The sequence below is a fragment of the Plantactinospora sp. ZYX-F-223 genome (assembly GCF_039649625.1).
GTDB lineage: Bacteria > Actinomycetota > Actinomycetes > Mycobacteriales > Micromonosporaceae > Plantactinospora.
In genome coordinates, this window is sequence record NZ_JBDJAV010000007.1 from 16,859 (window position 1) to 42,647 (window position 25,789).

The following is a 25,789-nucleotide window of genomic DNA, read 5'->3' on the forward strand; positions in this document are numbered from 1 at the left end:
CGGTGCGATGCCTCATCCGACCCATCCCCCGGTCTTCGTGCCTGTGCCGTGCGGCCGGGTTACGTCCAACCCGCCCGTCGATCGTTCGCGTTGGTAGGAGAAGGTAGCGGTCGGGACGGCGGGGAGTGGGACGGCAGCTCGATGGCGAGCGACGAGACGCGCAGACTGCTGCGCCATCCCGAGGCACCGAAGCGGGCCACCCTGCTGGAACTGCTGCTCGACGTGATCTACGTCGCGGCACTCGCCCTGCTCTCGATGCGGCTGACCGAGCAGGTGACCTGGACCGCCGCGGCAGAGGTACTGGTGCTGCTGATGGCGGTCTGGTGGATCTGGTCCATCACCGCCCTGCTCACCGACTTCTACAACCCGGAGGAGCCCAAGATCCAGGTGATCGTCGCCTGGGCGATGCTCGGCAGCGTCGTGATGACGGCGAGCATCCCGCTGGCGTTCTCGGCGCTCGGCTGGCTCTTCGCCGGGATGTACGTCGCGATCCACCTGGTCCGCGGCTTCGTGCTGATAGCCGTCCTCCGCAGGCATCAGGCCCAGATCCGGGCGGCCCGGTTCCTCTTCTGGTTCGTGCTCTCCGGGGCGCTCTGGCTGGCCGGCGCCTTCCTGCCGGCCTCGACCCGCCTCGCGCTCTGGGCCGTCGCCCTGCTGATCGACGCCGTCGGCGGCGCGCTGCGCTATCCGACACCGTGGCTCGGCCGGGTCCCGCTGGACCAGTACGACAAGGCGAGCGAGCACCTCGGCGAGCGTTACCAGCAGTTCGTCATCCTGGCGCTCGGCGACATCATCCTGGTGCCGCTGCTGCTCAGCGGCCGGAGCGGGCCCAACGCCGGACGGATGGGCATCCTGCTGCTGGCCTTCGTCACCATGCTGCTGCTCTGGCAGATCTACGTCTACCGGGCGGGAGTGCTCCTCCAGGTGGCGATCGACAAGGGGCCGCGCCGGGCCACCCGGTGGGCGCCGTACACCCACCTGTGCATGGTGGCCGGCATCGTCGCCACCGCCACCGGATTCGAGCTGCTGACCGGCCAGTCCCGCACCCGGGCCGGGCTCGGCGTGGTCGCCGTGATCGTCGGCGGACCCACCCTGTTCCTGATCGGCCGCACCGTCTTCGAGTACGAGCTGTTCGGCAAGTTCTCCTGGTCCCGGCTGGTCTGGTTGGTGGTGCTGGTCGGCACGGCACCGGCGTTCCTGCCGCTGGCCCCGGTCGCGGTGGCCGGCTTCACCGGCGCTGTCCTGGTCGGCGTGGCGCTCTCCGACGCCGCCCGGTCGAGGAGTTGGCGCTGGCCGGGTCGCAGGTCCACCCGGTCCTGATCCTGCGAGGTGCGCCGGGTCGCTACGCTGCCGCAGCAGCCGGATCGATCTGGGAGGCGCCATGTTCGGGGTCGTACGGCCGTGCCGGCACCGGATGTGTGGAAAGCTGCACACCGCCTGGCTCGGCCACCTCTGCGGGCTCTGCCTGACCCTGCGGGACGAACACGGGCACCGGGCCCGGCTGGCCACCAACTACGACGGCCTGCTGATCTCCGTACTCCTGGAGGCGCAGCGCGCGGCACCTGCCCCGTACCGTCCGGCGGCGCCGTGCGCACTGCGCGGCTTCCAGCGTGCCTCGGTGCTCTCCTCGGCCGATCCCGGCGCCCGGTTGGCCGCCGCCGTATCGCTGGTCCTCGCCGCCGGGAAGACCCGCGACCACGTCGCCGACCGGGACGGCGCGTTGCGGGTCCCCGCTCTCGCCGGGGTCGCCGGCCGGCTGGCCGACGGGTGGGCCGAGGCCGGTGCCCGGACCGGCAGCGGGGTGGGCTTCGACACCGGCGTGCTCTTCGCCGCGCTGGCCCGGCAGGCCGAACTGGAGTCGAGGGTCGTCCCGGGTGTGCCGGTGCTGGTCGCCACCGAGCCGACCGAGACCGCCGTGGCGGCCGCTTTCGCGCACACCGCGACGCTGGCCGGCCGGCCGGGCAACGCCGCCGGGCTGGCCGAGGTGGGCCGGTACTTCGGCCGGATCGCACACCTGCTCGACGCGGTCGAGGACCACGCCGACGACGCCGTGCGGGGCGCGTTCAACCCGCTGCGGGCCAGCGGCACCGACCTGGCGCAGGCGCGCCGGTTGTGCGAGGACGCGCACCACGGCCTGCGGCTGGCCCTGGCCGACCTGGAGCTGCGGGACCGGAGGCTGGTCCGGGCACTGCTCGACCGCGAGGTCGCCGACGCCATCGAGCGGACCTTCGCGCTGGCGGGCCGTCCCGGCGCCGACCACGGGTTGCCGCTCGTCCCGCACGGCCGGTCGGCACAGCCGGCGGGACATCCGGTCGGGCGCCCGGAGCCGAGGCCGGACGGCTGCGGCGCACCGCTGGTGAGAGGGGGCGCCTGCGTGCTCACCACCTGCACCTGCGGGCTGTGGCAGCCGCGCTGGAGCAAGCACCGCCGCAGCAACTGCGGCGACCGGTGCTGGTGCACGAGGCACTGCGACTGCGGCAGTTGCAGCAATTGCGGCAGTTGCTGCGACTGCTGCGACTGCTGTTGAGCCGGGGAGCTGAGGTCGGGGCCGCACCGGGATCCCGGCGCCGGTGCGGACCCGACCGGTCGGACGGGCCGGAGCGGCTCAGCCCACGCTGATCGCCCCGGTGCCGGAGCGGACGCAGGCCACGGCCCGGTTCGGGGTGGCCGCCGCACCGGCGAGGCACTGCCCGAGCACCGCGTGCCCGGCCGCGTTCGGGTGCCAGGACTCCTGGCAGGTCTGGAAGTACGTGACGCAGGCGTTGGCGATCCGCTGGATGGCGATCTTGTCGTAGCCGGAGAGGCTGGTCACCGGGACCCCGGTCGGGCCGTCCTGCAACCGGATCGGGGTGGCGAGCGCACCGGTCGGGCTGGACCCGGTCTCGCAGAGCCGGGCGCCGTCGAAGGCCCGCTGCACGTTCAGATAGACCAGGTCGTCGCCGGGGAACTCGGCCCGCATGGTGCCGTGCACCGACTGGACCAGGGTGCCGAGACCGGTGGAGAAGAGATGCCCGGCGGCCAGGCTGGCCCGGTGCACGGGACAGCCGGCCGCGTACCGCTCGGCGCCCAGGGCCCGGAACTTGTCCCGGCTGTCGTCCCGGCTGTCCTCCTCGTGGAACCGCGACTCGAAGTCGAACGGCAACGGGTTGGTGTAGTCCTGGAAGACGATCCGGTGCTGCCCGTCGGCGTCGACCTGGTCCAGCGTGGCCAGCAGGTGCCGGACCGCGTTGGTGGTCTCGGCGGTCGCCGCCGCGAACTCGGCCGGGGTGCCGAGGTCGTCGCCGGCACACGGCGCCTGCTCGACCGGCCCGCCGAGGTACGCCCAGAACTCCCACCAGCCGGTCCAGGCGTCCGCGATGAACCGGTTGGCGCAGTCCGAGGCGACGTCGCCGAAGGTGAACGAGCTGTTGTTGGAGCCGAGGCCGAGCAGCACCAGGTCGATGTCGTGGGTCTGCGCCACCGCCCGGAGCTGGTCGAGCTGCGCCGCCACCGTACGCCCCTTGGTGCGGCCGGCGGAGGCGTTGGCGATGTCGTACGGCTGGCCGCCCGAGCAGGCGAGGTTGAACCGGGCCGAGATGCCGGGCAGGTTCGCCTGGTGCAGCGAGGCGTTCGCGGACCGGTGGCAGAAGAAGGCGTTGCTGTTCGGCGCGGACCAGCCGGGGAAGCTCTGCGGGGTACCGTTCACGTCCACCACCGGCTGGTAGCCGCCGGCCCCCTCGCCGCTGACGAAACTGTCCCCGAGCGCGACCGCGGCCGTGGGCAGCGCCGCCGTGGCCGTACCCGGTGCGGTGGCGATGCCCGACAGCGTGCCGGTCGCGGCGAGCGTGAACGCCAGCGCCGCGGCGAACGCGGGTCGACGGAACCCGAACATCTCCGACCCCCAAAGGTCTGATCGACATATCGAAGCTTCTTCGCGTCCGGGCATCAGATCACGCACCCGGACAGGGGTCAACGAATGGCACGGATCCCGGCCGGCGACCGCCGGACGGCTGCCCGGCAGGCGTGCAGGACGTCCGGCCGCAGCAGGTGCCCGAAGCCGGCCCGGTCCAGGCGGAGCACCAACCCGGCCCGATCGGTGCCGAGCGCGGCGGCGGTGGCGTCCAGCTCCCAGTCGTACGCGGCGAGCCGGCCGAGCAGGTGCCCCCGACGGGCCTGCGCGGCGGAGAGCCGGAAGGACTTCAGGTACGCCAGCCGGCCGTCGGCGTCGGTGATGGTCTCGCCGACGTGGTTCTCCCGGTCCGGGTGGAACGGCGGCAGGAACCGGGAGAGCGTGAACCGGCCCATCCGGTACACCGACTCGACCGTGCGGTGCTGCGCACCGAAGAGCCCGTCGGCCATCAGGTGGCGCACCTCCTCCCAGGCGGCCCGGCCGCGCGCCAGCTCGGCCCGGAGGTCGGCCACGCTGTGCACCCGGGACTCGTCCAGCCGGGCCGGGAACTCGGGTACCGCCGGATAGAGCTGCGCGTACTGGTGGACCAGCTCGCCGTAGAGGTCGCCCAGCAGCGTGGGGTGCAGGGCACGGTAGTCCTCGGGATGCGGCACCACCAGGGCGGCGGCGAGCGCGTCCGCGACGTAGAGCAGCATGCCGCACTGGTCGGGGTGGATCTCGAAGATCCGCAGCGCGTCGCCGAGGCCGGGGATCTCGGTGCCGGCGTACGCGGCCTCGGCCCGGGGCGACAGGCCACGGGTGACGGCCCGGCGGGTCCACTCCTGCCAGGCGATCGGCGGCCCGCCGAACTGGAGGGCGAGATAGCCCTCCAGGGCCAGGTGCAGCGGCAGGAAGCGCAGCCGGCGCCTCTCCTCGCGCCGGGCCATCCGGCGGTGGAAGTGCAGCCCGATGCCCCGGGGCGGGCCGCCCGCCGCCGGGTCGACCAACTGGGTGCCGTACGCGGCGGCCGGGCCGCCGTCGTCGGTCCAGGTCGCCACGAAGGCGTGCGGGATGTAGGCGACGTACCCGGTGCGCGGGCCCACGGCCACCACCGACAGCTCGTCCGGGTCGTGCAGCCGGGGGTGCAGCCGCAGCTCGGTGAGGGGTTCGGCGCGCAGCAGCGGTTGCAGCCGGACGGCGCCCCAGACCTGGTCCGGGCCGGCGTGCAGGCCGGTCACCTCCAGCTCGTGCCGCTCCGGCCGGACTACGCGGGCACCACCACCGCTCCCCTGTGCCATGCTCACCCCGCCGCCTCCTTCCCGTCCACTGTGGTCACACTGACTGCCCGGCGAGGAACTGGTCGACCCGGTCGTCGAGGTGCCGGCGCAGGTCGGCGAAGCTCGCCGTACCGGTGGCGAAGCGGGCGAGTTCGACCAGTGCGGCGGCGTCCTCGGCGTCGCGTACCCCGACGGTCGCCACCCCGGGCGCGAGCCGGCGCACGTCGAAGGCGTCACTGTCGTACACCGGATTCAGGTGCACGACGGAGGTCCGCCGCTCCGGGTCGAGCCGGGTACGCCAGATCCGCAGCACCTCCGCCGCCTGGCCGGGCGGCGCGTTGTCCCAGCCGTCCGAGACCACCACCAGTCGGTCCGGTCGGTGCGCCAGCCCGTCCAGCAGCCGCTCCCCCAGCCCGGTCGGTCCGGTCGCCCGGACCAGCAGCGGGTCGTCCCGATGGTGCAGCCAGAGTCCGGTGTAGTCGGCGGCGAGCACGTCGAGCAGATAGTGGGTGGCCAGCGCCACCGCCAGCGGCCGGCGTCGCTTGACACCGGAGCCGGACGACGAGTAGCTGTCGTCCAGCACCGCCACCACCCGACCCCAGCTTCCGGCCTGCCGGCCGGCGGCACGACGAGCGGCGGCGTGCAACGCCTCGGTCAGTTCGGCGCGCCGTGCGACCCGCTCGACCCGAGGCAGCGACAGCACGTAACTCGCGAGCCGGGTCAGCGGGGCCCGGGACAGCTCCATCCGGACCGCCTCGACGCCGAGCCGGCGGGCCGAGGACTGGAGCCGGAGCCGCTCGGCACCGGTCAGCTTCGGGGCGATGCCGGTCAGGAACCGGGCCCGCCCGATGCCGTGCAGCGTGGCCAGCCCCTCGGCGGCGGTGTACGGCAGCCCGTAGAGCGCCCGCTGCTCGTAGTGTGCCCGGCGCCAGGTCTCCAGGATCGGCGTCTCGTACCGCTTCGGACGGCGCCAGTCGAAGAGCACCGTGCCCAACTCCCCGGGCAGCGCCAGATGCGCGTGCCGGGCGGCGACGGCGAGTCCACGCCGGTACTTGACCGCGTCGAGCGCCGGATCGGGCCGGGCCGCCAGCCAGTCCCGGACGATCGCCCGGGTACGCCTGTTGTTCACGCCCAGCCGGCGCAGCTCCCCGAACACCCGGTAGGCCCGCTGCGGCGGCAGCAGCCGCAACCGGGCCGCGATCAGCCGCCCCTCCACCGCCCGGCGGGCCGGGTCGGCGAGCCGTGCCGTACGGAGCAGGTTCGTCACCACCAGCGCGGCGTTGAAGTCGTTGACGTCCAGCGCCAGGGTCGCGGCGTACAGGTCGCGGTAGTTGCCGAGCACGTACTCGTGCAGGAACGACAGCGACATCCGCTGCTCGGCGGCCTCCGAACGGAACTCGCGCTGCCCGGTCGAGGTGACCGCAGCGTTGACGAACATGACCACGTCCTCGCACGCGACCCGGTCCGACAGCGACAGCACGGCGACCTCCATCCGGCAGGTAAGGGGAAGCCGGCCGGGGAATGAGGGCACGAACTGCGAATCATCGCTGCAGAGGCGGGTTCCGGAAGTCGCACCTGAGTCCCGCGGCCGGCCGGGTCACCGTACCCGGTGCCGCGGTGCGCGGGCGAGACGATTAGCCCCGCGCGGCCGGCCCGGCGTACCGGTCAACGGGGGTGTTTCGCACCCGCTCGGGCGGGAATGCGACCGTCGGCAGCGCCGTTACACCGCCCGGAGAGCCGGCCGCACGGGTACGACCGGCAACCGGTGAAGGAGGACGACATGGCGACGGCCGTGGAATTCGGTCTGGACAGCTTCGGCGACGTGACCGCCGACGCCGAGGGCAACCCGGTGCCGTACGCCCAGGTGATCCGCAACGTGGTCGAGGAGGCCGTCCTGGCCGACCGGCTCGGCGTCGACGCCTTCGGGCTCGGCGAGCACCACCGGGACGACTACGCGGTTTCGGCCCCCGAGATCGTGCTGGCCGCGATCGCCGCCCGGACCGAGCGGATCCGGCTCGGCACCGCGGTCACGGTGCTCAGCTCCGACGATCCGGTACGCGTCTACGAGCGGTTCGCCACCCTCGACGCGCTCGCCCGGGGCCGGGCGGAGATCACCCTCGGTCGTGGCTCGTTCACCGAGTCGTTCCCGCTCTTCGGATACGACCTGACCGACTACGACCGGCTCTTCGAGGAGAAGACCGAGCTGATGTCGCAGCTCCTCACCGAGGACGCGGTGAGCTGGCAGGGCACCGTACGCGCGTCGCTTACGAAGCAGCACGTCTATCCGAAGACGGAGTCGGGCCGGATCCGTACCTGGATCGGTGTCGGCGGCAGCCCGGAGTCGGTGGTCCGGGCCGCCCGGTACGGCTTCCCGCTGGTGCTGGCCGTGATCGGCGGCGACCCGGCCCGGTTCGCTCCGTACGTGCAGCTCTACCACCGCGCGCTCGCCGAGTTCGGCCGGGAGCCGCTGCCGGTCGCGGTGCACGCGCCCGGCTTCGTCGGCGAGACCGACCAGGAGGCGGCGGACCTGCTCTGGCCGCACGTCCGGGTGCTGTTCAACCGGATCGGCGCCGAACGCGGCTGGCCGCCGATGACCCGGAGCCGCTTCGACGCCGACATCGCCGGCGGCGCCTGGCACGTCGGCTCGGCCGAGACCGTGGCCCGCAAGATCGCCCGGACGGTGCAGGTCCTCGGGGTGCAGCGCTTCGACCTGAAGTACTCGGCCGGCACGTTGCCGCACGAGCGCCTGATGGGGACGATCGAGCGGTACGGCACCCAGGTTGTCCCCCGGGTCCGGGAACTCCTCGCCGCGGACGGCCGCCCGGCGTCCTGACCCGGGCACCCCAGTGATGCCTCGATGCCTCCGCCGCCGGGGCGACCGCAGGACGGAATCCGGCTGTCCACCGGCCGGTGGCGACCGGCGCTCCAGTTGCCCCGGCCGGACGGCTGATGTGCGGGCTTGACGGCATCTTGCAACATCAACTTGACGACCGCCGCCGGGCGGTGGCGCAGCCGCGCGAACGGAAGGTGATGACCCGTGGGCCGGGGTCCGCTGCCGACTCACCCCGTCCGGTATCCGCCCCGACCCCGACCGGCGCGGACCCGACACCGTCCGGGCGGTGCCGCGACGACAGTGGACGAGCGGCCCGGCCCGGGCCGGCGATGAGCCTCGCCGACCTGGCCGTCGAGGCCGGCCTGCCGGTGGTCAGCCTCGCCCTCTGGAGCGCCGCCTACGGGATCGCCCGGCTGGCCACTCGGCCCCGGGGCACCACACCCGCCGCGCCGACGGCGGAGCCGCCCGGTCCGGAGTCACCGGCCGTGGTCAGCCTGCTGGCGAACCGGTGGCGGATCACCCCGGACGCCGCCCGCGCCACCCTGCTCGACCTCGCCGCGCGGGGACATCTCGCACTCCGGCAGAGCGGTCCGGATCCGGCCGGGACGACGGTGCATCCCACCGGCCGTCCCGCCGACGACCTCAACCGCTACGAACGGCTGGTGCTGTCCCGGGTGGTCGAACGGGCGGTCGACGGCGTGGTCCCGCTGACCGCGCTCGGCCTGCACGACGAGCAGCGGACGAGGTCGTGGACGAAGTCGTTCCGGCGGCTGGTCGTCGCGGACGCCCGGCGCCTCGGCCTCTCCCGCCGGCGGTTTCCGGCCACCCTGGTCACCGCGCTGGTGGCCGCCGGCTGCGGCGCCGCGCTGGGGGTGGCGGCGGGCGCCTGGCACTACCTGGTCCGCACCGGAGGGCTGGAGAACGAGGACGGGGACGGCATCTTCGGCGCCATCGCGCTGCTCGTGGTCACCGCGACCGTGCTCGGCGGCATCGCCCGGCGGGACCACGGCGAGCGGGACACGCCCGCCGGCCGTAGCGCCGCCGCGCGCTGGGCCGGGTTGCGCGCGTGGCTGGGTGGGCAGGCCGGGTTCGCCGACCTGCCGCCGTCGGCCGTCGCCACCTGGGGCCGCCGGCTCGGGTACGGCACCGCGTTCGGGCTCACCCGGGTCGTCGCCGGGGTGGTCCAACTCGGACTGGCCAACCGTGACCTGCTCTGGTCCTCGTACGGCGGGACCTGGCGGCAGATCCGGGTCAGCTATCCGAGCGGCCGTCTCCGGTACGGGCAGTCGCTGGGCTGGATCACCTTCCGGGCGATTCTCGCCGCCCTGGTCGGCGGTACGTTCACCGGCGTACTCGGCTCACTCTGGCTGGGCAGCGCCGAGCCGGGGGCGGCCGAGGGCCCCCTGGACGCGGTCGGCGAACTCTGGGTGCGGCTCTCCAGCGACCCGATCACGCTCGGTTTCCTGCTGACCGGGCTCGTCGCGCTCGGCTACGCCGGCTACCTCGCCCTGCGGGTGCTGATCGACCTGGTGGCGCCCGGCAGCGTCACCGGCGAGGTGCTCTGGCAACAGGTCTGGCAGCGGAAGGTCGTGGAGGGCAGCGCCCGGGAGTACGTACCGGTGAACCACTACCTGGTGATCGACGACGGCCGGTCCGACCGGACCCGGGCCTGGGTGCTGCCGGAGGAGATCTCCGGCCAGTGCCGGCTGGGCGAGGTGGTGACCGCGCGGGTCCGGCCGTGGACCCGCCGGGTACGGGGAGTCACCGTCCACCGGCCGGCCCGGTCCGCACCGGGTGGCACCGCCGCCGCCGACCGGTTCGGGCCCGATCCCGGAGTCGATGACGGCGACCGGATCGGGTCCGACGGACTGCTCAGTGCCGAGGAGATCGGCTGGGCGCTGGGCCGGCCGGTCAGGTCCGCATCGACGGCGGGATATCCGGACGACCGGCCGTGGTCCGCCGAGTTCACCGATCTGCACGGCCGGCCGGCGCTGACCGTCACCGTCGCCCGGGGCAGGTCCGGTCGGGTGTTGCTGACCCTGGTCCGGGCGGTCGGCCGGCCGCTGGCCGGAACCGGCGACGAGGCGTACCTCGGCGCCGATCGGCTGGTCGGTCGCCGGGGCGACGTGGTGGTGCTGCTCCAGCCCGGCCGGGACGTCGCGCCGGACCGGTTGACCGGGCTGCTGGACACCGCACTGTCCCGGGCGTCGGCCCGGCAGACCGACTCGGCCTGACCCGCCCGGCCTGACCCGCTCCTGACCCGCCCGGCCTGACCGGGAGCGCCCGCGCTGGACCCGGGACGCCGGGCCGGTCAGCTCCGGCCGACCACCCCGGTGGCTGCCAGGTAGTCGCCGATCGAGGCCGGCGGGACGAGAGCGACCCGGCACCAGTCGACGAGCAGCAGGTCGGCCTCGCGCATCGACCGCTCCAGCGCGGCGACCAGCTCCGGCTGTGGTTCCGCCGCCGGCCCCGGCTCGGCGTGCACGGCCAGTACGGCGAGCGAGTCGCCGTCGGCGAGCCCGTACAGCAGCACCCGCCCGACGGAGACCGCGAACGAGCTGGGCACGATCCCCGGCTGCCCACGGAAGCCGATACCGCCCCGGCTCCGGGCGCCGGGCGGCAGCAGGCTCAGCAGCCGGCTCCGGGACACCGTCCCGGACAGCGGCCGGACCGGCTGGCTGCGGATGTGGATGCCCTGGAAGCCGTAGATCCGACCCTGCTCGTCGCGGCGGGCGTGCTGCTCGAAGCTCTGGCGTACCGCCCGCAACTCGGTCTGGACCTCGTCACCGAGATCGGCGCTGACCAACTCCACCTGCCGCCAGTCGTCCTCGTGCAGTTCGAGGCGGTCGGCACCGGCCGGTGCCCCGGCGACCGCCGGCAGGGCGGCGCAGAGCGTAGGCAGCGAATAGAGGATGCCGCCGGGCGGGACCGACTCGATCCGGCGCAGCGTCAGGGTGAGGGTCCCGGTCGCGCCGAACTGTGCCGACATCGGCGGCTCGGCCCGTTCGACCGACCAGGTGGCGCCGGCCAGTTCCAGCGTGGTCGCCGCCTGGAAGCTCTCCGGCAGTTGTCCGAGCGGCAGTTCGCTGTGACCGATCTGGGCTCCGGTGTCGGCATCGAGGAAGGCGACCCGCACCAGCTTTTTCAACATGGCGGGGACCCTATCCGTACGCCGATCATGCTCCGGCCGGTGCCCCTCGGCCCCCGCCCCGCCGGCGCCGATCGTCCGGTCCGTCCGAAGCGATGGTTCACGCCGTCGTCGCGCAAAGCCGACCGGAACCGCTCGCGGACCACGGCGGAGACCTGCTCGTTGCCCCGTACCCAGCCACGTCTACCGTGCGTTGATGCGGATCAGCGAGGAGGCGGAACCGTCAACCGACGAAGAGACCCGCTCGGATAGCCGTGGAAACTCCTCGCTGGCCCAGGCGCGTGACGTGCTGGGGCTGCGTGCGTTCCGCCGGCTGTGGGTCGTGACGGGACTGTGCAGTACGGCGGACTGGCTGGCTCTGGCCGGGCTCGCCGCGCTGGCCAGCACCCTGGCCACCAGCGCAGCGGGGCTGAACTTCGCGTTCAGCGGCGTCCTGTTCGCCAATCTGCTGCCCGGCCTGCTGTTCGCGCCGATCGCCGGGCTGATCGCGGACCGGTTCGATCGACGTACCGTGATGGCCGCCGCCGACCTCGCCCGCTGCGCACTACTGCTGTCGATCGCGGTCGTGAACACCTACTGGTGGATCCTCGCGGGCGGCTTTCTCGTCCAGATCGCCACGACCATGTGGATTCCGGCCAAGGACGCCGCACTGCCCCGACTGCTCCGTCGACCGGACCAGGTCTCGTCAGCGGCCCAACTGGGCCTGGTCATGACATACGGCATCACCATCGTGGTCGCCGGCGCCCTGTACACCCTAATCACCGGTGCCGGAACCGTCTTCGGCCTGCCCACCGAGGTCATCGCCATGAACGGCCTGACCCGGCTCGCGATCGTCCTCGCCGCACTGCTCTACCTGGCCAGCGCGGCATCGATCACCGCCCTCGTGCCTGAGCTCTCCGGGCGGTTCGCCCAGGCGACGCCGCCGACCCCCGACGCCTCCACCCCCGTGGCCGCCACCGCACCCGGCCCGGGAGTGGCCGGGATGCTGCGCGACAGTGTCAGCTACCTGCGGCGTACCCCCCTCGTCCGTGGTTTGTTGGTTGGCATGGCGGGCGCGCTCGCCGCCGGTGGCGCTGTCGTCGGCTCGGCTCAGCCGTACGCCCTGAGCCTGCTCGGCGGTCAGGCCGCCTTCGGGCTGTTGCTACTTGCCGCCTTTCTCGGGCTGGTCATCGGCATCGTCGCCACGCCCAGACTGGCGGGCCGGATGACGCACGAGCGACTGTTCGGCATCGCCGTCGTCGCCGCCGGAAGCATGCTCGTCCTGTTGGCGCTCTCCCCGCACCTGGCCGTCTCGCTACCGACCGTGGTGGTAGTGGGTGCCTGCGCCGGCACCGCGTTCCTGGCTGGTGTCACGATCATCGGCTCCCGCGTCGATGACGCGATACGCGGTCGGGTCAACGCGCTCTACCAGTCGCTGCTGAAGGTCGTCCTGGGGTGCTCCGTGGCCCTGTCACCGCTGCTGGTGACCCTGATCGGGCAACGCCAGGTCCTCCTGTGGGGCAACGATCTCCTCATCGACGCCACCCGGCCGGTGATCCTCGGCGGCGGCCTACTGGCCGTGGTGGCCGGCACGATCGCCTACCGCCAGATGCGCGACGACGCCCGTCGACCCGTCGCGTGTCGTCCGGGTGCGAGCGACGCGGCGCGCCGGTAACGGCCGCGCGACGCGGGCAGGCGGAACAGCGGCAACCGCTCCTGATCACCATGCCCACGGCCGAGGGTGCGCCAGCCGCGGCCGGTGGCTGGAGGTACTCCGACTGGTCGGACCCCGGTACCCGGGCCCGGACGGTCCTGAATAGCGGACACCATTGCTCTCTCGTTGAACAAACGTGTCAGACTCGGTGGCTGCCACCAGCCTGCGGCACAGCATGGCGGCGGACGAGGACGGCGAAGGAGACCGGCAGATGGTTTCGATCGAGGGGACCGACGGAGCCCCGGGCGGAGCGGACGACCGCGTGCACGCCCTGGTCGCCGAGTGCGGCCGGCGGGCCCGGGCCGGGTCGGCCGGGTTGACCGAGGCACCGGACTCGGTGATCGACTCTGCACTGACGGCGATGGCCGACCGCCTGGTCGCGGCCGAGAGCGAGATCCTCGCCGCCAACCAGCGGGACGTCGAGACGGCCAGGTCCGCCGGGATGAGCCCGGCGCTACAGGACCGGCTCCGGCTCGACGCGGCCCGGCTGAAGGGAATGGCCGACCAGTTGCGGCTGCTCGCCGAGGCGCCGTTCCCGGCCCGGGAAACGCCGTTGCGGTCGCTGCCGGGCGGGTTGCGGCTCTCCGAGCGCCGCCGGCCGGTCGGGGTGATCGGGGCGAACTTCGAGGCCCGGCCGAACGTGACCGTCGACGTGGCCTCCCAACTCGTGAAGTCCCGCAACGCGGGCGTGCTGCGTACCGGGTCCGCCGCACTCACCTCGGCGAACGCGCTCCACCAGCACGTCATCGCCGCCGGGCTGCGCGACGTCGGCCTCGATCCGGACGCGATCCAACTGCTGCCGGACGCGAGCCGGGCGAGCGCGGTGGCCCTGGTCCGGCAGACCGACCTGATTCCGCTGGTGATCCTCCGGGGCAGTGGTGACGCCACCCGCTCGCTCGGCGCCGAGGCGGCCCGGCACGGCGTCCGTACGCTGGCGCACGCCGACGGCGGCGGGGTGCTCTACGTCGATGCGGCCGCCGACCTCGACCGGGCGACCGAGCTGCTGGTCACCGGCCTGGACCGGCTCGGCGTCTGCAACCGGGTCAACCTGCTGCTGGTGCACCGGGACGTCGCCGGAGCGGCACTGCCCCGCTTCGAGGCGGCCCTGACAGAGCTGGGCGTCCGCGCCTCGCTGCCGCCGTACGACCACCCGGTCGGCTACGAGTGGGCCCTGGACAGCGGCCGGGAGGCGACCGTGACCATCGCCGAGGTGACCGACCTGGCCGAGGCGGTGACGATCGCCAACACCGAGACCTCGGGGCTCGCGGCGACGATCGTGACCGAGGACCGGGCCGCGGCCGAGCGGTTCATCGCCTCCGCCGTCGGCACCGGGGTCTTCTGGAACGCCTCGACCCGGCTGCTGGACGGCTTCAAGCTGCACGGCGTACCGGAGACCGGGATCAACGTGGACCACGTGCCGGGCCCGCGCGGCCCGGTCACCTTCCAGGATCTCTACCTGCGGCAGTACGTGGTCGTACCGGAGGACGCACCCGGCGTCCCCGGCTGACCCGCCGGCCCGGCGCGGGCCGTGTCGACAGCGCGGCGCGGACCGTTTCCTCAGAGCAGTCCGTGCCGGACCGCCCAGACCACGGCGGAGATCGGCGCCGGCACGCCGAGGCGGTCGCAGATCGCCCGGGTACGCCGCCGGACGGTCCGCTCCGACATCTCCAGCCGGCGGGCGACCGCGTCGACCGGAAGCCCCTGGGCGAGCAGTCGCAGCAGGGCCAGTTCCTCGTCGTCCAGTGGATGGCGTTGCACGATCGGTACGGTCACGGCGCCACTCCCTCCTCACCGCGCGGTGTTGCCCGTTCCTGCTCCGATCCGCGCTCCGGCCGGACGCCGCTCCGACCGGGGCGTCGCGCCTCCCGGCACCCGCGCCTCGGTCCCGGGGCCGGACGCGGGTCCTGGCGCCGCATCCCGGTCCCGCGGCACATGCGGGGCTCCGGCACCGCACGGGTTCCGGTGGTGCCGAAGCCCGGGACCGCCACCGGACCGGTCGGCGGGTGGACCCGCCGGTGGCGGTGCCGGGACGACGGTGCGGCTAGAAGTTGAACTGGTCGATGTTGGAGGCGTCGAAGACGGTCGGCGGGCCAAGCACCACGACGCCGTCGGCACCGACGGTGTACTCACCCAGCTTGCCGGCGGTGAACTTGTCACCCTCCTTGCCGGTGATCATGCCGGAGGCGAGGGCGGCACCGGCGTACGCGGCCAGGTAGCCGAGGTCGGCCGGGTTCCAGAGCGCGAAGTTCTTCACCGTGCCGTTCTTGACGAACTCGCGCATCTGGTTCGGGGTACCCAGCCCGGTCAGCGCCACCTTGCCCTTGTACTGCGAGCCGGAGAGGTAGCGGGCGGCCGCCGCGACACCGACGGTGGTCGGCGAGATGATGCCCTTCAGGTCGGGATGGGCGGAGAGCAGGCCCTGGGTCTCCTGGAACGACTTCTCGTCCTTGTCGTCGCCGTAGACCGTCGTCACCAACTGGACCCCGCTGTACTCCGGCTTCTTCAGCTCGGTCTTCATCAGCTCGATCCAGGCGTTCTGGTTGGTCGCGTTCGCGGTCGCCGAGAGGATCGCGATCTTGCCCTGCCCGCCGATCGCGTCGGAGATCAGCTTCACCTGGTTCTCCGCGATGCCCTGCGCGGTCACCTGGTTGACGAAGAGGTCCCGGCAGTCCTTGTTGGTGTCGGAGTCGAAGGTGACCACCTTCGCGCCACCCTGCCGGGCCTGGTTGACCGCCCCGCAGATCGCGTTCGGGTCGTTCGCCGACACGACGATCACGTCGCTGCCCTGCTGAGTCAGCGTGTTGAGGTAGCTGACCTGCGAGGACGCGCTCGCCTCGGAGGGACCGACCTCCTTGTACTCGCCCTTGAACTCCTCCACCGCCGCCTTTCCACCGTTGTCCGACACGGTGAAGTACGGGTTGTTCACCTGCTTGGGCAGGAAGGCGACGCTCAGCCCCTCCTTGATGGAGCCGCCGCCACCGGCGGAGGAACCGCCGGACGGGGTGCCCTCGTCGTCGCTCGCGCAGCCCGCGCTGAACAGCAACGCCGCCAGGGTGGCCACGGCGGCGCCCATCCGTACGCCTCTGGATCGCATGACGGTCATGTCCGGTCCTTCCTTGGATACAACTGCCCATCTCTCGGGCCGGTGGAAATCGGAGGTGGTTACAGAAAGGGTTCAGTGGTCAGGCACCCTCGGTGCCCGCCACCGGCGGTGCGGCAGGTCGTCGCCGTCGCACCCGCGCCCGGAGCATGCCGGCCGCGTTCGGCCCGACGACGGAGATGATGAGCAGGGTGCCGGTGACCACGGTCAGGGTGTCGGCCGGCACGTCGGCGAGTTGCAGTGCGTTGCGCAGGGTCATCAGCAGCAGTACGCCGGCCAGGACGCCGACCAGGGTGCCCCGGCCGCCGAAGATGGAGACGCCGCCGAGCAGCACCGCCGCCACCACCGACAGCTCCAGCCCGGCCCCGTTGTCGGCGCGGGCGCTGGCGTACCGCATCGTCCAGAAGACCCCGGCGAGGGCGGCGACCGCGCCGGTGACGACGTAGAGCCAGAACTTGGTCCGGGCCACCGCGATGCCGGCGAAGGTGGCGGCCTGGTCGTTGTTGCCCATCGCGTAGAGGCCGCGACCGATCGGGGTGGCGTGCAGCAGCACTCCGAACCCGATCGCGAGGACGGCGAGTGGCACCACCACCCACGGCACCGTGGTGCCGGGCAGCGCCTCGATCGAGTTGCCGGTCCAGCCGATCGGGAAGTCCGCGACCGCCCGGTCGCCGAGCACCACGTAGGCCAGTCCGCGGTACAGCGCGAGGGTGCCGATCGTCACCGCCAGGGAGGGCAGGCCGAACCCGGCGATGAAGAGCCCGTTGACCGCGCCCAGCAGGGCACCGAGCAGCACCACCAGCGGTACGGCCAGCACCAGCGGCAGGCCGGTCACCCAGAGCTGGCCGAGTACCGCGCTGGCCAGGCCGAGCATGCTCGCCACCGACAGGTCGATCTCCCCGGTGATCACGATCAGCGTCATCGGCAGCGCGATCAGCGCGATCGGGACGATGTCCAGCAGCAGGAAACCCCAGAACCGGGCGGTGGCGAAGCCCTCGACCAGGACCGACGCGCCGACCACCACCAGGGCCAGGACGACGATCACCAGCACGTCCCAGGTGCCGAAGGTGGAAACCCAGCGGGCCGGCCGGCCCGTCCTGTCAGGCGCCACGGGCCTTCCTTCCTCGAAGCCGGTGGGCCACCCGCGCGGCCAGCGCCCGGTCCAATCCGATCGCGGCCAGGATCAGCGCCCCGACCACCGCCTGCTGCCAGAACGGGTTCACCTTCAGCACCGGCAGGGCGCTGCCGATGGTGCTCAGCAGTACGGCGCCGAGCGCCGCCCCGTACACCGAGCCGCTGCCGCCGAAGATCGCAACACCGCCGACCACCACCGCCGCGACCACGTTCAGCTCGATTCCGCTGCCGGCCGCCGCGTCGAGGGTGCCGAACCGGGCGGCGTAGAGCACCCCGGCCAGGCCGGCGAGTCCACCGCTGACGACCAGTGCCCCGAAGACCCGCCGGCCGACCGGGATCCCGGACAGCCGGGCCGCCGCCGGGTCGGAGCCGATCGCGTACAGCTCCCGGCCGCTGCGGTACGACTTCAGATAGAAGCCGGCGACCAGCAGCACCGCCACCGCGAAGAGGGCGAGCAGGGGGATCCCGAGCAGGTCGGCGGTGCCCATGCTCTTGAAGCCGCTGGGCATGTCGGCGGCGTTGATCTGCTGTCCCGCCGCCCACGAGTAGTCGACGCCCCGGAAGACGTAGAGGGTGCCGAGGGTGACCACCAGGGCCGGTACCCGGGCCACCGCGATCAGGGCCCCGTTCACCACGCCGCAGAGCACGCCGAGGCCGACCCCGACCAGCAGGGCGAGCACGATCGGTGCGTCCGGCATCGCCAGGAACAGCTTTCCGGTCGCGAACGCGGCCAGGCCGAGTACCGAGCCGACCGAGAGGTCGACGTTGCGGGTGATGATGACGATCGCCTGGCCGACCGCGAGCACCACCAGGATGGTCGCGCCGAGCATCAGGTCCCGCCGGCCCTGTCCGGAGAGGAACCTCGGGTTCACCACCGTGGTCACCGCGATCAGCAGGACCAGCGCGAGTCCGATGCCGACCTCGCGGGCCACGAAGAGCCGGTGGCCGAGCCGGATGCCGGCGGCCCCGCTGCGGGCCCGGGCCTCGGCGGCGTCCGGCGCCGGCTCCGGGCGGGTCGTGGTCGTCACGCCCTACCTCCCCGGTCGGCCGCCGCTCGCCGCCCGGCCACGGTTTCCCGCCCGACCGCCGTCCGTCGCTGCCCGGTCACGGCTTTCCTCCCTGTCCGGTGGCGGCCAGCATCACCGACTCCTCGGTCGCCGCGTCCCGGGCTATCTCGCTGACCAGCCGGCCCTCGTGCATCACCAGCACCCGGTCGGCCATGCCCAGCACCTCGGGCAGCTCGCTGGAGACCATCAGCACCCCGACCCCCTCGCTCGCGAGCTGCGACATCAACCGGTGCACCTCCGCCTTGGTGCCGACGTCGATCCCCCGGGTCGGCTCGTCGACGATCAGCACCTTCGGTGTGGTGGAGAGCCACTTCGCCAGCACCACCTTCTGCTGGTTGCCGCCGGAGAGCGTCGAGACCGGATCGTCGAGCCGGCCCGCCTTCACCTGCAACCGCTGGGTCCAGGTCTGCGCGGCCGTCCGCTCCGCGCCCCGGCCGAGCAGGCCGAACCGGGCCAGCGGCCAGCGCCGGGTCAGCGTGGCGTTGCGTTCGATCGACAGCTCCATCACCAGCCCCTGCTGCCGGCGGTCCTCCGGCACCAGCGCCATTCCGGCGGCCATCGCCGCCGCCGGCCGGCTCCGGGGCAGCCGTACGCCGTCGACCAGCACCTCGCCCGCGTCGTACGGGTCGACGCCGAAGACCGCCCGGACCACCTCGCTGCGGCCCGCGCCGACCAGGCCGGCGAGCGCCACGATCTCGCCCCGGCGCACCTCGAAGCCGACGTCGGCGAAGACGCCGCGCCGGGTCAGGCCGCGTACCTGGAGGATGACCTCGCCGGCCTCGGTCTGCTGCTTCGGATAGAGCTGGGAGACCTCCCGGCCGACCATCCGGCGCACCACCTGGGCCACGTCGAGGTCCTCGGCCGGATCGGTGGAGACCCACCGCCCGTCCCGCATCACCGTGATCCGCTGGCTGAGCGCGAAGACCTCGTCGAAGCGGTGCGAGATGAACAGGACCGCCGCGCCGGCCTCCCGCAACGACCGGACGACCGCGAAGAGCCGCTCCACCTCGACGCCGGAAAGCGCCGCCGTCGGCTCGTCCATCACCAGCACCCGGGCTTCGAAGGAGAGCGCCTTGGCGATCTCCACGAGCTGCTGGTCGGCGATGGAGAGACCGCGCGCCGGCCGGTCCGGATCCAGCGGTACGCCGAGCCGCGCGAACAGCTCGTCGGCACGCCGACGCATCGTCGCGGTGTCGATCCGGCGCAGGCCGCGCAGCGGTTGCCGGCCCATGAAGATGTTCTCCGCGACCGACAGGTCCGGAAAGAGCGTCGGCTCCTGGTAGATCACCGCGATCCCGGCCGCCCGGGCGTCGGCCGGACCGGTCAGGGCCAGCGGCGCACCGTCCATAGTCAACTCTCCGGCGTCCGGGGCGTGCACCCCGGCCAGGATTTTCACCAGGGTCGACTTGCCCGCGCCGTTCTCCCCGACCAGCGCGTGCACCTCACCGGCCCGCAGCTCGAGGCGTACGTCGGCGAGCGCGTGCACCGCGCCGAACGACTTCCGTACGCCGGACAGGGCCAGTCGCGCCGTACCCGGATCTGCACGCTCGGGCATCCGGCCCTCCAGCCATGAAACGTTTCAGCCCAATGTGATGAAGACGCTAGAGGCCGGCTTCCCGGCAGGTCAAGCATTTCGGGGCGGTTACCGAATCGTTACTCAGGGGTAAGCCCTTTCCTCGCCCCCGAACCCGGCGTTGAGCAGGGTCGGTGCCATGATTGTCGACAACAGCCCGGCTGTCGTCGCCGTCAACCCGTGCCGCGCTGGCCAGATCCGGTCAGGTACCCCCCGCCGCCCGAGCCGCCAGGCATTCTTGACACGATTCAGTTCAGGGTCGGCGCGGAGGAGGGACAGCGTGCGAGAGACCTCCGTGGTGAGCATCCGCGACGTCGCCAGTCACGCGGGAGTCTCGATGGGCACGGTCTCCAACGTGCTCAACCAACCCGACCTGGTGTCGAGCGCGACCCGGGCCCGGGTCCTCGCGGCGATCGACGAACTCGGCTTCGTGCCCAACCACGCCGCCCGGCAACTGCGCCGGGGCCGGAGCCGGACCCTCGGTCTCGTCGTGCTGGACGTGGCCAACCCGTTCTTCACCGACCTCGCCAAGGGCGTCGAGGACACCATCGGCACCGCCGGGATGGCGCTGATCTTCTGCAACAGCGACGGCGACCAGGCCCGGGAGGACGCCTACCTCGACCTGCTCAAGGAGCAGCGGGTGCAGGGCGTACTCATCACCCCGGTCGACGACGCCAGCGCCCGGCTGCTCCGGCTGCGCGACCGGGGCATCCACGTCGTACTGCTGGACCGGCGGTCCCGCGATCCCGACCTCTGCTCCGTCTCCGTGGACGACCGGCTCGGCGGTGAACTGGCGGTACGCCACCTGTTGGAGGCGGGGCACCGGCGGATCGCCTTCGTCGGCGGCCCGGTCGGGCTGGGACAGGTACGCGACCGGCACGCCGGCGCCGTCCAGGCGATGACCGACGCCGGGCTCGACCACGACAGCCTGCTCTGGCTCGACACCTCGGCCTCGACCGTGTCCGCCGGCCGGGACGCCGCGGCCCGGCTGCTCGGTGCACCCGGGGAGAACCGGGCCACCGCCGTGTTCTGCGCCAACGACCTGCTGGCGCTCGGCGTCCTCCAGGGGCTGACCCAGCAGCGGGTCCGGGTACCCGAGGACATCGCCCTGGTCGGCTACGACGACATCGACTTCGCCGCCGCGGCCGCCGTGCCGCTCACCTCGGTACGCCAGCCCCGGCAGCGGCTCGGCCAGACCGCCGCCGCACTACTGCTCGGCGAGGTCAACGAGCCGGCCGAACACCGTCACCGGCAGGTGGTCTTCGAGCCCGAACTGGTCGTCCGGGAATCCAGCCGCCGCCCGGCCGGCCGGACCGCCGGGTGAACCCACCGCAGCCCGGCCGGCCGGACCTCCCAGCCGTCACCGCCACAGGCCGGCCGCGTCAGCGACCGGCCGGCGAAGCCGGCGGCGGAGCCGGTAGCGGCATCGCCCAGACGTCGGCGATGGACGGGTCGTAACCCTCGCCGGTGTCCTGGAACCGCACCCGGACCACGCCGTCGGCGGTCGACTCCGGCCGGTCCACCACGAACTGGTAGCCCACCGTGCCGACCCCGCCGGCCGTACGCCGGTACGCCCGCGCGTGCACCACCACCCCGTCGACCAGTACGTCGTAGTCCTTCGACTGCGGGTTGTCGTACGTCTCCACGGCTCGGAGCAGGAATGGCCGTCCCGGCTCGACGGCGAGATCGAACTCGAACCAGCCGCCCGGGTGGGTGACGTTGGTGTAGCGGCGGGTCAGCCCGGCCTCCACGTTGGTGCCGGAGTGTTCCGAGGCGGCCAGCCGGTGCGCCTGCTCGGACGCTGCCGCGCCGAGATCGACGTGGTCGAGCACCGTGCCCGGCGGGTTGTCGAACCGGACCGGCAGGTCGACCGTCCGGCGTTCCGCCTCGGTCGGCCCGGTGGCGACGGTGATCCCGGCCGCGCCCTCGGTCACCGCCAGCGGCGCGGTGACGGTGCCCTCCAGCGTGACCTCGGCACCCGGAGCCAGGGTGAACGGCCGGCTGCCGGGCTCGACCCGCCAGCCGTCCGGGGCGGTGCCGGTCACCTCGCCCGTCACCGGCACGGTGGAGCGGTTGCGGAGCACGGTGTGCAGGGTGGCGGTGCCGCCGGGTGCCACCGAGGCCGGCTCGGCGGTGGTCGAGACGACGATGACGGCCGGCGCCACCGGCAGCGAGCCCGCCAGCGGCAGCGTCGCGGTGCCGGATCGGTAGCGGTAGCCCGCCGACCCGGTCATCGAGACCGTCCCGACCGCCTGGCCGGCCGGGACCCGCAGCTCGTACTCGTGCCGTACCGTCCGGCCCGGCGGGACGCTGCCCGGCCGGGCGCCGACCGGGCGTACCGTCACGCCGTCGCCGCCGTCCAAGGTGGACTCCACCGCGCCGAGGGTGGCGTCCCCGTGGTTCTCCAGCATCACCACCGCCCGGATGACACCACCGGGCAGCACCTCCCCGGCCGGCAGGTCGAGCCGGGCCACCGCGCCGACCAGGGCCGACGAGGCGGCGGAGAACCGCTTGTCGAATCGGGTCAGCGGGGCGGCGAACCGGTCCGCGACCGCCCTCGACAGCCGCCCGGCCCGCACCTGGGTCTCCAGCCAGCGCTCCAGGTCGGACCCGGTCGCCAGAGCCCGGTGTACGGCACCGGCGGTGGCCCGCGGGTCACCCTCGCCGTACCGGTACGCCAGCCCGGCCGCCGCCGCCTCGACGGTCAACCGGGCGAGCCGGAGCCGCACCTGGATCGCGAGCGGCCAGCGCAGCTCACCGGCGACCTGGTCGGCGACGGTTGCCGCCGCGGCGACCGCGTCCGCCGCCTCGCCCAGGTCGCCGAGCACCCGGTCGACCGCGAAGGCGTACCTGCCGGAGCCGATCTCGAAGACCGCGTCCCCGCCGTCCAGCCGGACGAACCGTACGCCCTCGGCCCGCTCCGCCGGCCGGCCGCCCTCGGTGACCACGTGCCGGCTGGCTGCCGGAATGCGTACCGTCGCGGTGGTGTTGCCCGGCACGGTGACCGCCAGCCGGAGTTGCCCGCCGTCGAGATGCCAGTCGGTGCCGACGGTCCCGTAGATCGACCGGTACGACGCCTTCGCCGACCGGATGTCGCCGCCGGGTCGCGGTGCGATGGTCATGTGCGCGTAGCCCGGCTGCGCCGGGTCCGGCTGGATGCCGGCGACGGTGCGGTACATCCAGTCCCCCACCGCGCCGTAGGCGTAGTGGTTGAAGGAGTTCATCGAGACGTCACCGAAGCTGCCGTCCGGCATGATCGAGTTCCACCGTTCCCAGATCGTGGTGGCACCCTTGCCGATCTCGTAGCCCCAGGACGGGTAGGTGTCGTTCAGCAGCAGCCGGTAGGCCACGTCGAGGTGCCCGGTGTCGGCCAGCGCCGGCAACAGGTCCGGGGTGCCGAGGAAGCCGGTGGCCAGGTGCCAGTCGTGCCGTTCCAGGTTGGCGACCAGCCGGTCGGCGGCCTTGCCGCGCAACGCGTCGGGCAGCAGGTCCATGCCGATCGCCAGCACGTACCCGGTCTGGCTGTCGCCCTGCACGGTGCCGTCGGCGCCGACGTACGCCGAGGTGAACGCCGCAGCGATCCGCTCCGACAGCGCGGCGTACCGTTGCGCGTCGGCGCTCCGGCCGATCACGCCGGCCATCTCGCCGAGCAGCCGGATGCTGTACGCGTAGTACGCGGTGCCGATCACCCCGGCCGGGGTCGGGTCGTCCAGGTTCAGCCAGTCCAGGTACGGGCCGGCGTTGGTCCGCCGGTCTCCCGAACTGGTGCTCTCCAGCCAGGCCGCGTAGCGGACCATCGAGTCGTAGTGCTCCTCGATCACCCGGGTGTCGCCGTAGCGCTGCCAGAGCGTGTGCGGGACGGTGATGCCGGCGTCGGCCCAGCCGGTGGCGCCGTCGCCGCAGCAGGCCCTCGGCGCCACGTCCGGGTACGCCCCGTTCGCCGACTGGGCATCCCGCAGGTCCGCCAGCCACTTGGTCAGGAAGGTGAGACTGTCCATGTTGAACGTCGCGGTCTCGGCGAAGACGTTGATGTCGCCGGTCCAGCCGAGCCGCTCGTCCCGGGCCGGGGTGTCGGTCGGGATGGAGAGGAAGTTGCCGCGCTGCCCCCAGGTGATGTTGCTGTGCAACTGGTTCACCATCGGGTTCGACGTGGAGAACGTGCTGGTCAGCTCGCCGTCGGTGTGCATCACCAGGCCGGTCACGGTGCCCAGGTCGGGAGTGCCGGGGAAGCCGGTCAGCTCGACGTAGCGGAAGCCGTGGAAGGTGAAGGTCGGCTCGTACACCTCCGGGCCGCCGCCGCGCAGCCGGTAGAGGTCGGTGGCCCGGGCGGTCCGCAGGTTCGCCGTGTACGCCGTACCGTCCGGGTTGAGCACCTCGGCGTGCCGGATCCGTACCGTCGTACCGGCCGGGCCGGCCACCTTCAGCCGGACCTTGCCCACCATGTTCTGCCCGAGGTCGAAGATCCAGGTGCCCGGGGTGGGCTGGGTCAGCGCCGACGCCTTCAGTTCCTGGGTCACCCGGACCGGCGGGTCGACCTGGGCGACCAGCCGGCCGGTCGCCCCGCCGTCGCCGCCCACCGTCGCCGCCGACCAGCCGGAGTCGTCGAAGCCGGGCCGGTCCCAGCCGGCCGGCAACCGCCGGGCATCGTAGGTCTCGCCGTGGATCAGGTCGGTCAGCAGGAACGGCCCCGGGGTAGCCCGCCACGAACCGTCGGTGCGGACCGTCTCGGTGCGGCCGTCCGCGTAGTCGATCACCAGCGCCGCGCTGAGCAGCGGCCGGGGGCCGTAGTTGTCGGTGCCGAACCAGGCGATGCTGCCGGAGTACCAGCCGTCGCCGAGCATCGCCCCGAACGCGTTGTCGCCGGGCCGGAGCTGGCCGGTCACGTCGTAGCTCTGGTACTGCACCCGCTTGGCGTAGTCGGTCCAGCCGGGGGCCAGCTCGTGGTCGCCGACCCGTTCGCCGTTGAGGGAGAGTTCGTAGACGCCGAGCGCGCTGGCGTAGACCCGGGCCCGGGTCACCTCGCCGGCCACCCGGAAGCCGCGCCGCAGCAGCGGGTTCGCGTCCAGCGCGGCGAGCATCGTCTCGGTGTCGCCGCTGATCCGCAGGCCGTCGGCGGTCGGCGTACCGGCGCCGAACGGATTCTCGCCGTCGGTCAGCGGTGCGGCGTAGCGGGTTTGGTCGCCGCTGGTCACCGAGAAGTCGGCGAAGACCGCCGACTCCTGGGTGGAGGTGCGCAGCCCGACCGAGCCGGACCGGTGTGCGGTGTGCCGGGTGACGTCGACCTGCACCCCGTCGACCCAGGTGGTGAAGGTGTCACCCGCCGCGCCGATCCGCAGCGTGTGCGGCGCGGTCAGCTTCTCCGGGGGTACGACGGCAGCCAGCGACACCTCCTTGAGCACCGTCCACGCCCCGTTCACCCGGACGTGCGGGCGCAGCTTCGCGCTGCCATTGGTGGTGGAGAACTGCCACATGTACGCGTTGCCCGCCCCGCTGGCCCGGAAGAAGATCCCGGCCGCGTCCCGTTCCACCCGCACGGTCGTCTGCACCGTGTAGTCCACCCAGGACTCGGTCGGCGGTGCCAGCCCGATCCAGTCGCCCTGCCAGCCGTCCGGCCCGCCGACCCCGGTCTCCCAGTACGCCGGCTCGCTCCAGCCGGAGGCGTGGCCGGTCTCGTCCCAGATCCGCACCTGCCAGGCGTACCGGGTGCGCGGCTGCGGCGCCGGCCCGGCGTACGGGACGAGGGTGCTGTTCCGGGACGTGACCCGGCCGCTGTCCCAGACGTCGGGCCGGTCGAGCCGGCTCGCACTGCTGGCCACCCGCACCTGGTACGCCTGCTGGACCACACCACGCCGGCTGGAGTCGATCGTCCAGCCCAGCCGGGGGCGCTCGACGTCGATTCCGATCGGATCCGTCGCCCGCTCGGTCGTCAGACCGGCCACCGTCACCTCCGGGCCCGAAGTCCCCGCGGTGGCCGGCGCCGGCCCGGCGACCGCCGCCAGCGGCAGCGCCAGCAGCAGCGCGAGCACCGCCGACAAGCCCGACCGGGGCAACCTGGTGAGCAACATCGCCGACTCCCCACTCCCGCATGGCTGATGA

17 protein-coding genes are annotated in these 25,789 nt (G+C 73.1%); 7 read left to right on the forward strand and 10 right to left on the reverse strand.

The annotated features are described in order from the left end of the window. Positions 1-141: 141 nt before the first annotated feature. Both AAH979_RS09105 and AAH979_RS09110 read left to right on the forward strand, forming a co-directional pair. A complete protein-coding gene (locus AAH979_RS09105) occupies positions 142-1,320 on the forward strand; it encodes a low temperature requirement protein A (RefSeq protein ID WP_346257617.1) in 1,179 nt (392 codons plus the stop codon). A gap of 61 nt (positions 1,321-1,381) precedes the next feature. Further along, complete coding sequence (locus tag AAH979_RS09110) at positions 1,382-2,527, forward strand: DUF5685 family protein (protein ID WP_346257618.1); 1,146 nt, start codon at positions 1,382-1,384, stop codon at positions 2,525-2,527. A 78-nt stretch (positions 2,528-2,605) separates the two neighbouring features. On the opposite strand, the gene AAH979_RS09115 is transcribed toward AAH979_RS09110, so the two are convergent. From AAH979_RS09115 to AAH979_RS09125, 3 genes are all read right to left on the reverse strand, one after another. Then, positions 2,606-3,871 carry a hypothetical protein gene (locus tag AAH979_RS09115; protein WP_346257619.1) on the reverse strand — a complete coding sequence of 422 codons (1,266 nt, stop codon included), beginning with the start codon at positions 3,869-3,871 and terminating at the stop codon, positions 2,606-2,608. A gap of 77 nt (positions 3,872-3,948) precedes the next feature. Continuing rightward, positions 3,949-5,166, reverse strand: coding sequence for a hypothetical protein (locus tag AAH979_RS09120; protein ID WP_346257806.1), 1,218 nt, complete (start codon positions 5,164-5,166; stop codon positions 3,949-3,951). Positions 5,167-5,200: 34 nt separating this feature from the next. After that, complete coding sequence (locus AAH979_RS09125) at positions 5,201-6,625, reverse strand: hypothetical protein (protein WP_346257620.1); 1,425 nt, start codon at positions 6,623-6,625, stop codon at positions 5,201-5,203. A 300-nt stretch (positions 6,626-6,925) separates the two neighbouring features. Here AAH979_RS09125 and AAH979_RS09130 point away from each other — a divergent pair, with 300 nt between their 5' ends. Both AAH979_RS09130 and AAH979_RS09135 read left to right on the forward strand, forming a co-directional pair. Further along, complete coding sequence (locus AAH979_RS09130) at positions 6,926-7,978, forward strand: LLM class flavin-dependent oxidoreductase (protein ID WP_346257621.1); 1,053 nt, start codon at positions 6,926-6,928, stop codon at positions 7,976-7,978. 329 nt (positions 7,979-8,307) lie between these two features. Further along, positions 8,308-10,212, forward strand: coding sequence for a hypothetical protein (locus tag AAH979_RS09135; protein WP_346257622.1), 1,905 nt, complete (start codon positions 8,308-8,310; stop codon positions 10,210-10,212). A 77-nt stretch (positions 10,213-10,289) separates the two neighbouring features. Here the strand turns inward: AAH979_RS09135 and AAH979_RS09140 are convergent, their stop codons facing one another. Continuing rightward, positions 10,290-11,129 carry a hypothetical protein gene (locus tag AAH979_RS09140; protein WP_346257623.1) on the reverse strand — a complete coding sequence of 280 codons (840 nt, stop codon included), beginning with the start codon at positions 11,127-11,129 and terminating at the stop codon, positions 10,290-10,292. Positions 11,130-11,322: 193 nt separating this feature from the next. Here AAH979_RS09140 and AAH979_RS09145 point away from each other — a divergent pair, with 193 nt between their 5' ends. Both AAH979_RS09145 and AAH979_RS09150 read left to right on the forward strand, forming a co-directional pair. Next, positions 11,323-12,780, forward strand: a complete 1,458-nt coding sequence (locus AAH979_RS09145) for an MFS transporter (RefSeq protein WP_346257624.1) — start codon at positions 11,323-11,325, stop codon at positions 12,778-12,780. A 187-nt stretch (positions 12,781-12,967) separates the two neighbouring features. Next, the gene (locus tag AAH979_RS09150) at positions 12,968-14,326 is read left to right on the forward strand and encodes an aldehyde dehydrogenase family protein (protein ID WP_346257625.1); all 1,359 of its coding nucleotides are present in this window, start codon (positions 12,968-12,970) and stop codon (positions 14,324-14,326) included. 50 nt (positions 14,327-14,376) lie between these two features. Here AAH979_RS09150 and AAH979_RS09155 read toward each other — a convergent pair whose 3' ends face one another. The 5 genes from AAH979_RS09155 to AAH979_RS09175 all read right to left on the reverse strand — a co-directional run bounded on the left by AAH979_RS09155 (position 14,377) and on the right by AAH979_RS09175 (position 19,675). Then, on the reverse strand, positions 14,377-14,592 hold the full coding sequence (locus AAH979_RS09155) for a LuxR C-terminal-related transcriptional regulator (RefSeq protein WP_199853049.1): 216 nt from the start codon (positions 14,590-14,592) through the stop codon (positions 14,377-14,379). Between the two features lie 268 nt (positions 14,593-14,860). Then, positions 14,861-15,922 (reverse strand): rhamnose ABC transporter substrate-binding protein, encoded by a 1,062-nt coding sequence (rhaS, locus tag AAH979_RS09160; protein WP_346257626.1) that lies wholly within the window; start codon positions 15,920-15,922, stop codon positions 14,861-14,863. Positions 15,923-16,001: 79 nt separating this feature from the next. Beyond that, a complete protein-coding gene (locus AAH979_RS09165; protein ID WP_346257627.1) occupies positions 16,002-17,030 on the reverse strand; it encodes an ABC transporter permease in 1,029 nt (342 codons plus the stop codon). Continuing rightward, entirely contained in the window at positions 17,020-18,081 is a 1,062-nt protein-coding gene (locus AAH979_RS09170; protein WP_346257628.1) for an ABC transporter permease, read from the reverse strand. Before AAH979_RS09170 ends, AAH979_RS09165 begins: the two co-directional genes overlap by 11 nt. A 76-nt stretch (positions 18,082-18,157) precedes the next feature. Continuing rightward, entirely contained in the window at positions 18,158-19,675 is a 1,518-nt protein-coding gene (locus tag AAH979_RS09175) for a sugar ABC transporter ATP-binding protein (RefSeq protein WP_346257629.1), read from the reverse strand. Between the two features lie 298 nt (positions 19,676-19,973). Between AAH979_RS09175 and AAH979_RS09180 the strand changes: the two genes are divergently transcribed. Then, the gene (locus AAH979_RS09180) at positions 19,974-21,017 is read left to right on the forward strand and encodes a LacI family DNA-binding transcriptional regulator (protein ID WP_346257630.1); all 1,044 of its coding nucleotides are present in this window, start codon (positions 19,974-19,976) and stop codon (positions 21,015-21,017) included. A gap of 58 nt (positions 21,018-21,075) precedes the next feature. On the opposite strand, the gene AAH979_RS09185 is transcribed toward AAH979_RS09180, so the two are convergent. Next, a complete protein-coding gene (locus AAH979_RS09185) occupies positions 21,076-25,758 on the reverse strand; it encodes a family 78 glycoside hydrolase catalytic domain (RefSeq protein ID WP_346257631.1) in 4,683 nt (1,560 codons plus the stop codon). Between the last annotated feature and the right edge of the window lie 31 nt (positions 25,759-25,789).

Coding starts and splice junctions, on each gene's coding strand:
- AAH979_RS09130 (WP_346257621.1), top strand. CDS start 6,926: ATGGCGACGGCCGTGGAATTCGGTCTGGACAGCTTCGGCGACGTGACC.
- AAH979_RS09175 (WP_346257629.1), bottom strand. CDS start 19,675: ATGCCCGAGCGTGCAGATCCGGGTACGGCGCGACTGGCCCTGTCCGGC.
- rhaS (WP_346257626.1), bottom strand. CDS start 15,922: ATGACCGTCATGCGATCCAGAGGCGTACGGATGGGCGCCGCCGTGGCC.
- AAH979_RS09145 (WP_346257624.1), top strand. CDS start 11,323: ATGCGGATCAGCGAGGAGGCGGAACCGTCAACCGACGAAGAGACCCGC.
- AAH979_RS09115 (WP_346257619.1), bottom strand. CDS start 3,871: ATGTTCGGGTTCCGTCGACCCGCGTTCGCCGCGGCGCTGGCGTTCACG.
- AAH979_RS09135 (WP_346257622.1), top strand. CDS start 8,308: ATGAGCCTCGCCGACCTGGCCGTCGAGGCCGGCCTGCCGGTGGTCAGC.
- AAH979_RS09105 (WP_346257617.1), top strand. CDS start 142: ATGGCGAGCGACGAGACGCGCAGACTGCTGCGCCATCCCGAGGCACCG.
- AAH979_RS09140 (WP_346257623.1), bottom strand. CDS start 11,129: ATGTTGAAAAAGCTGGTGCGGGTCGCCTTCCTCGATGCCGACACCGGA.
- AAH979_RS09185 (WP_346257631.1), bottom strand. CDS start 25,758: ATGTTGCTCACCAGGTTGCCCCGGTCGGGCTTGTCGGCGGTGCTCGCG.
- AAH979_RS09120 (WP_346257806.1), bottom strand. CDS start 5,166: ATGGCACAGGGGAGCGGTGGTGGTGCCCGCGTAGTCCGGCCGGAGCGG.
- AAH979_RS09110 (WP_346257618.1), top strand. CDS start 1,382: ATGTTCGGGGTCGTACGGCCGTGCCGGCACCGGATGTGTGGAAAGCTG.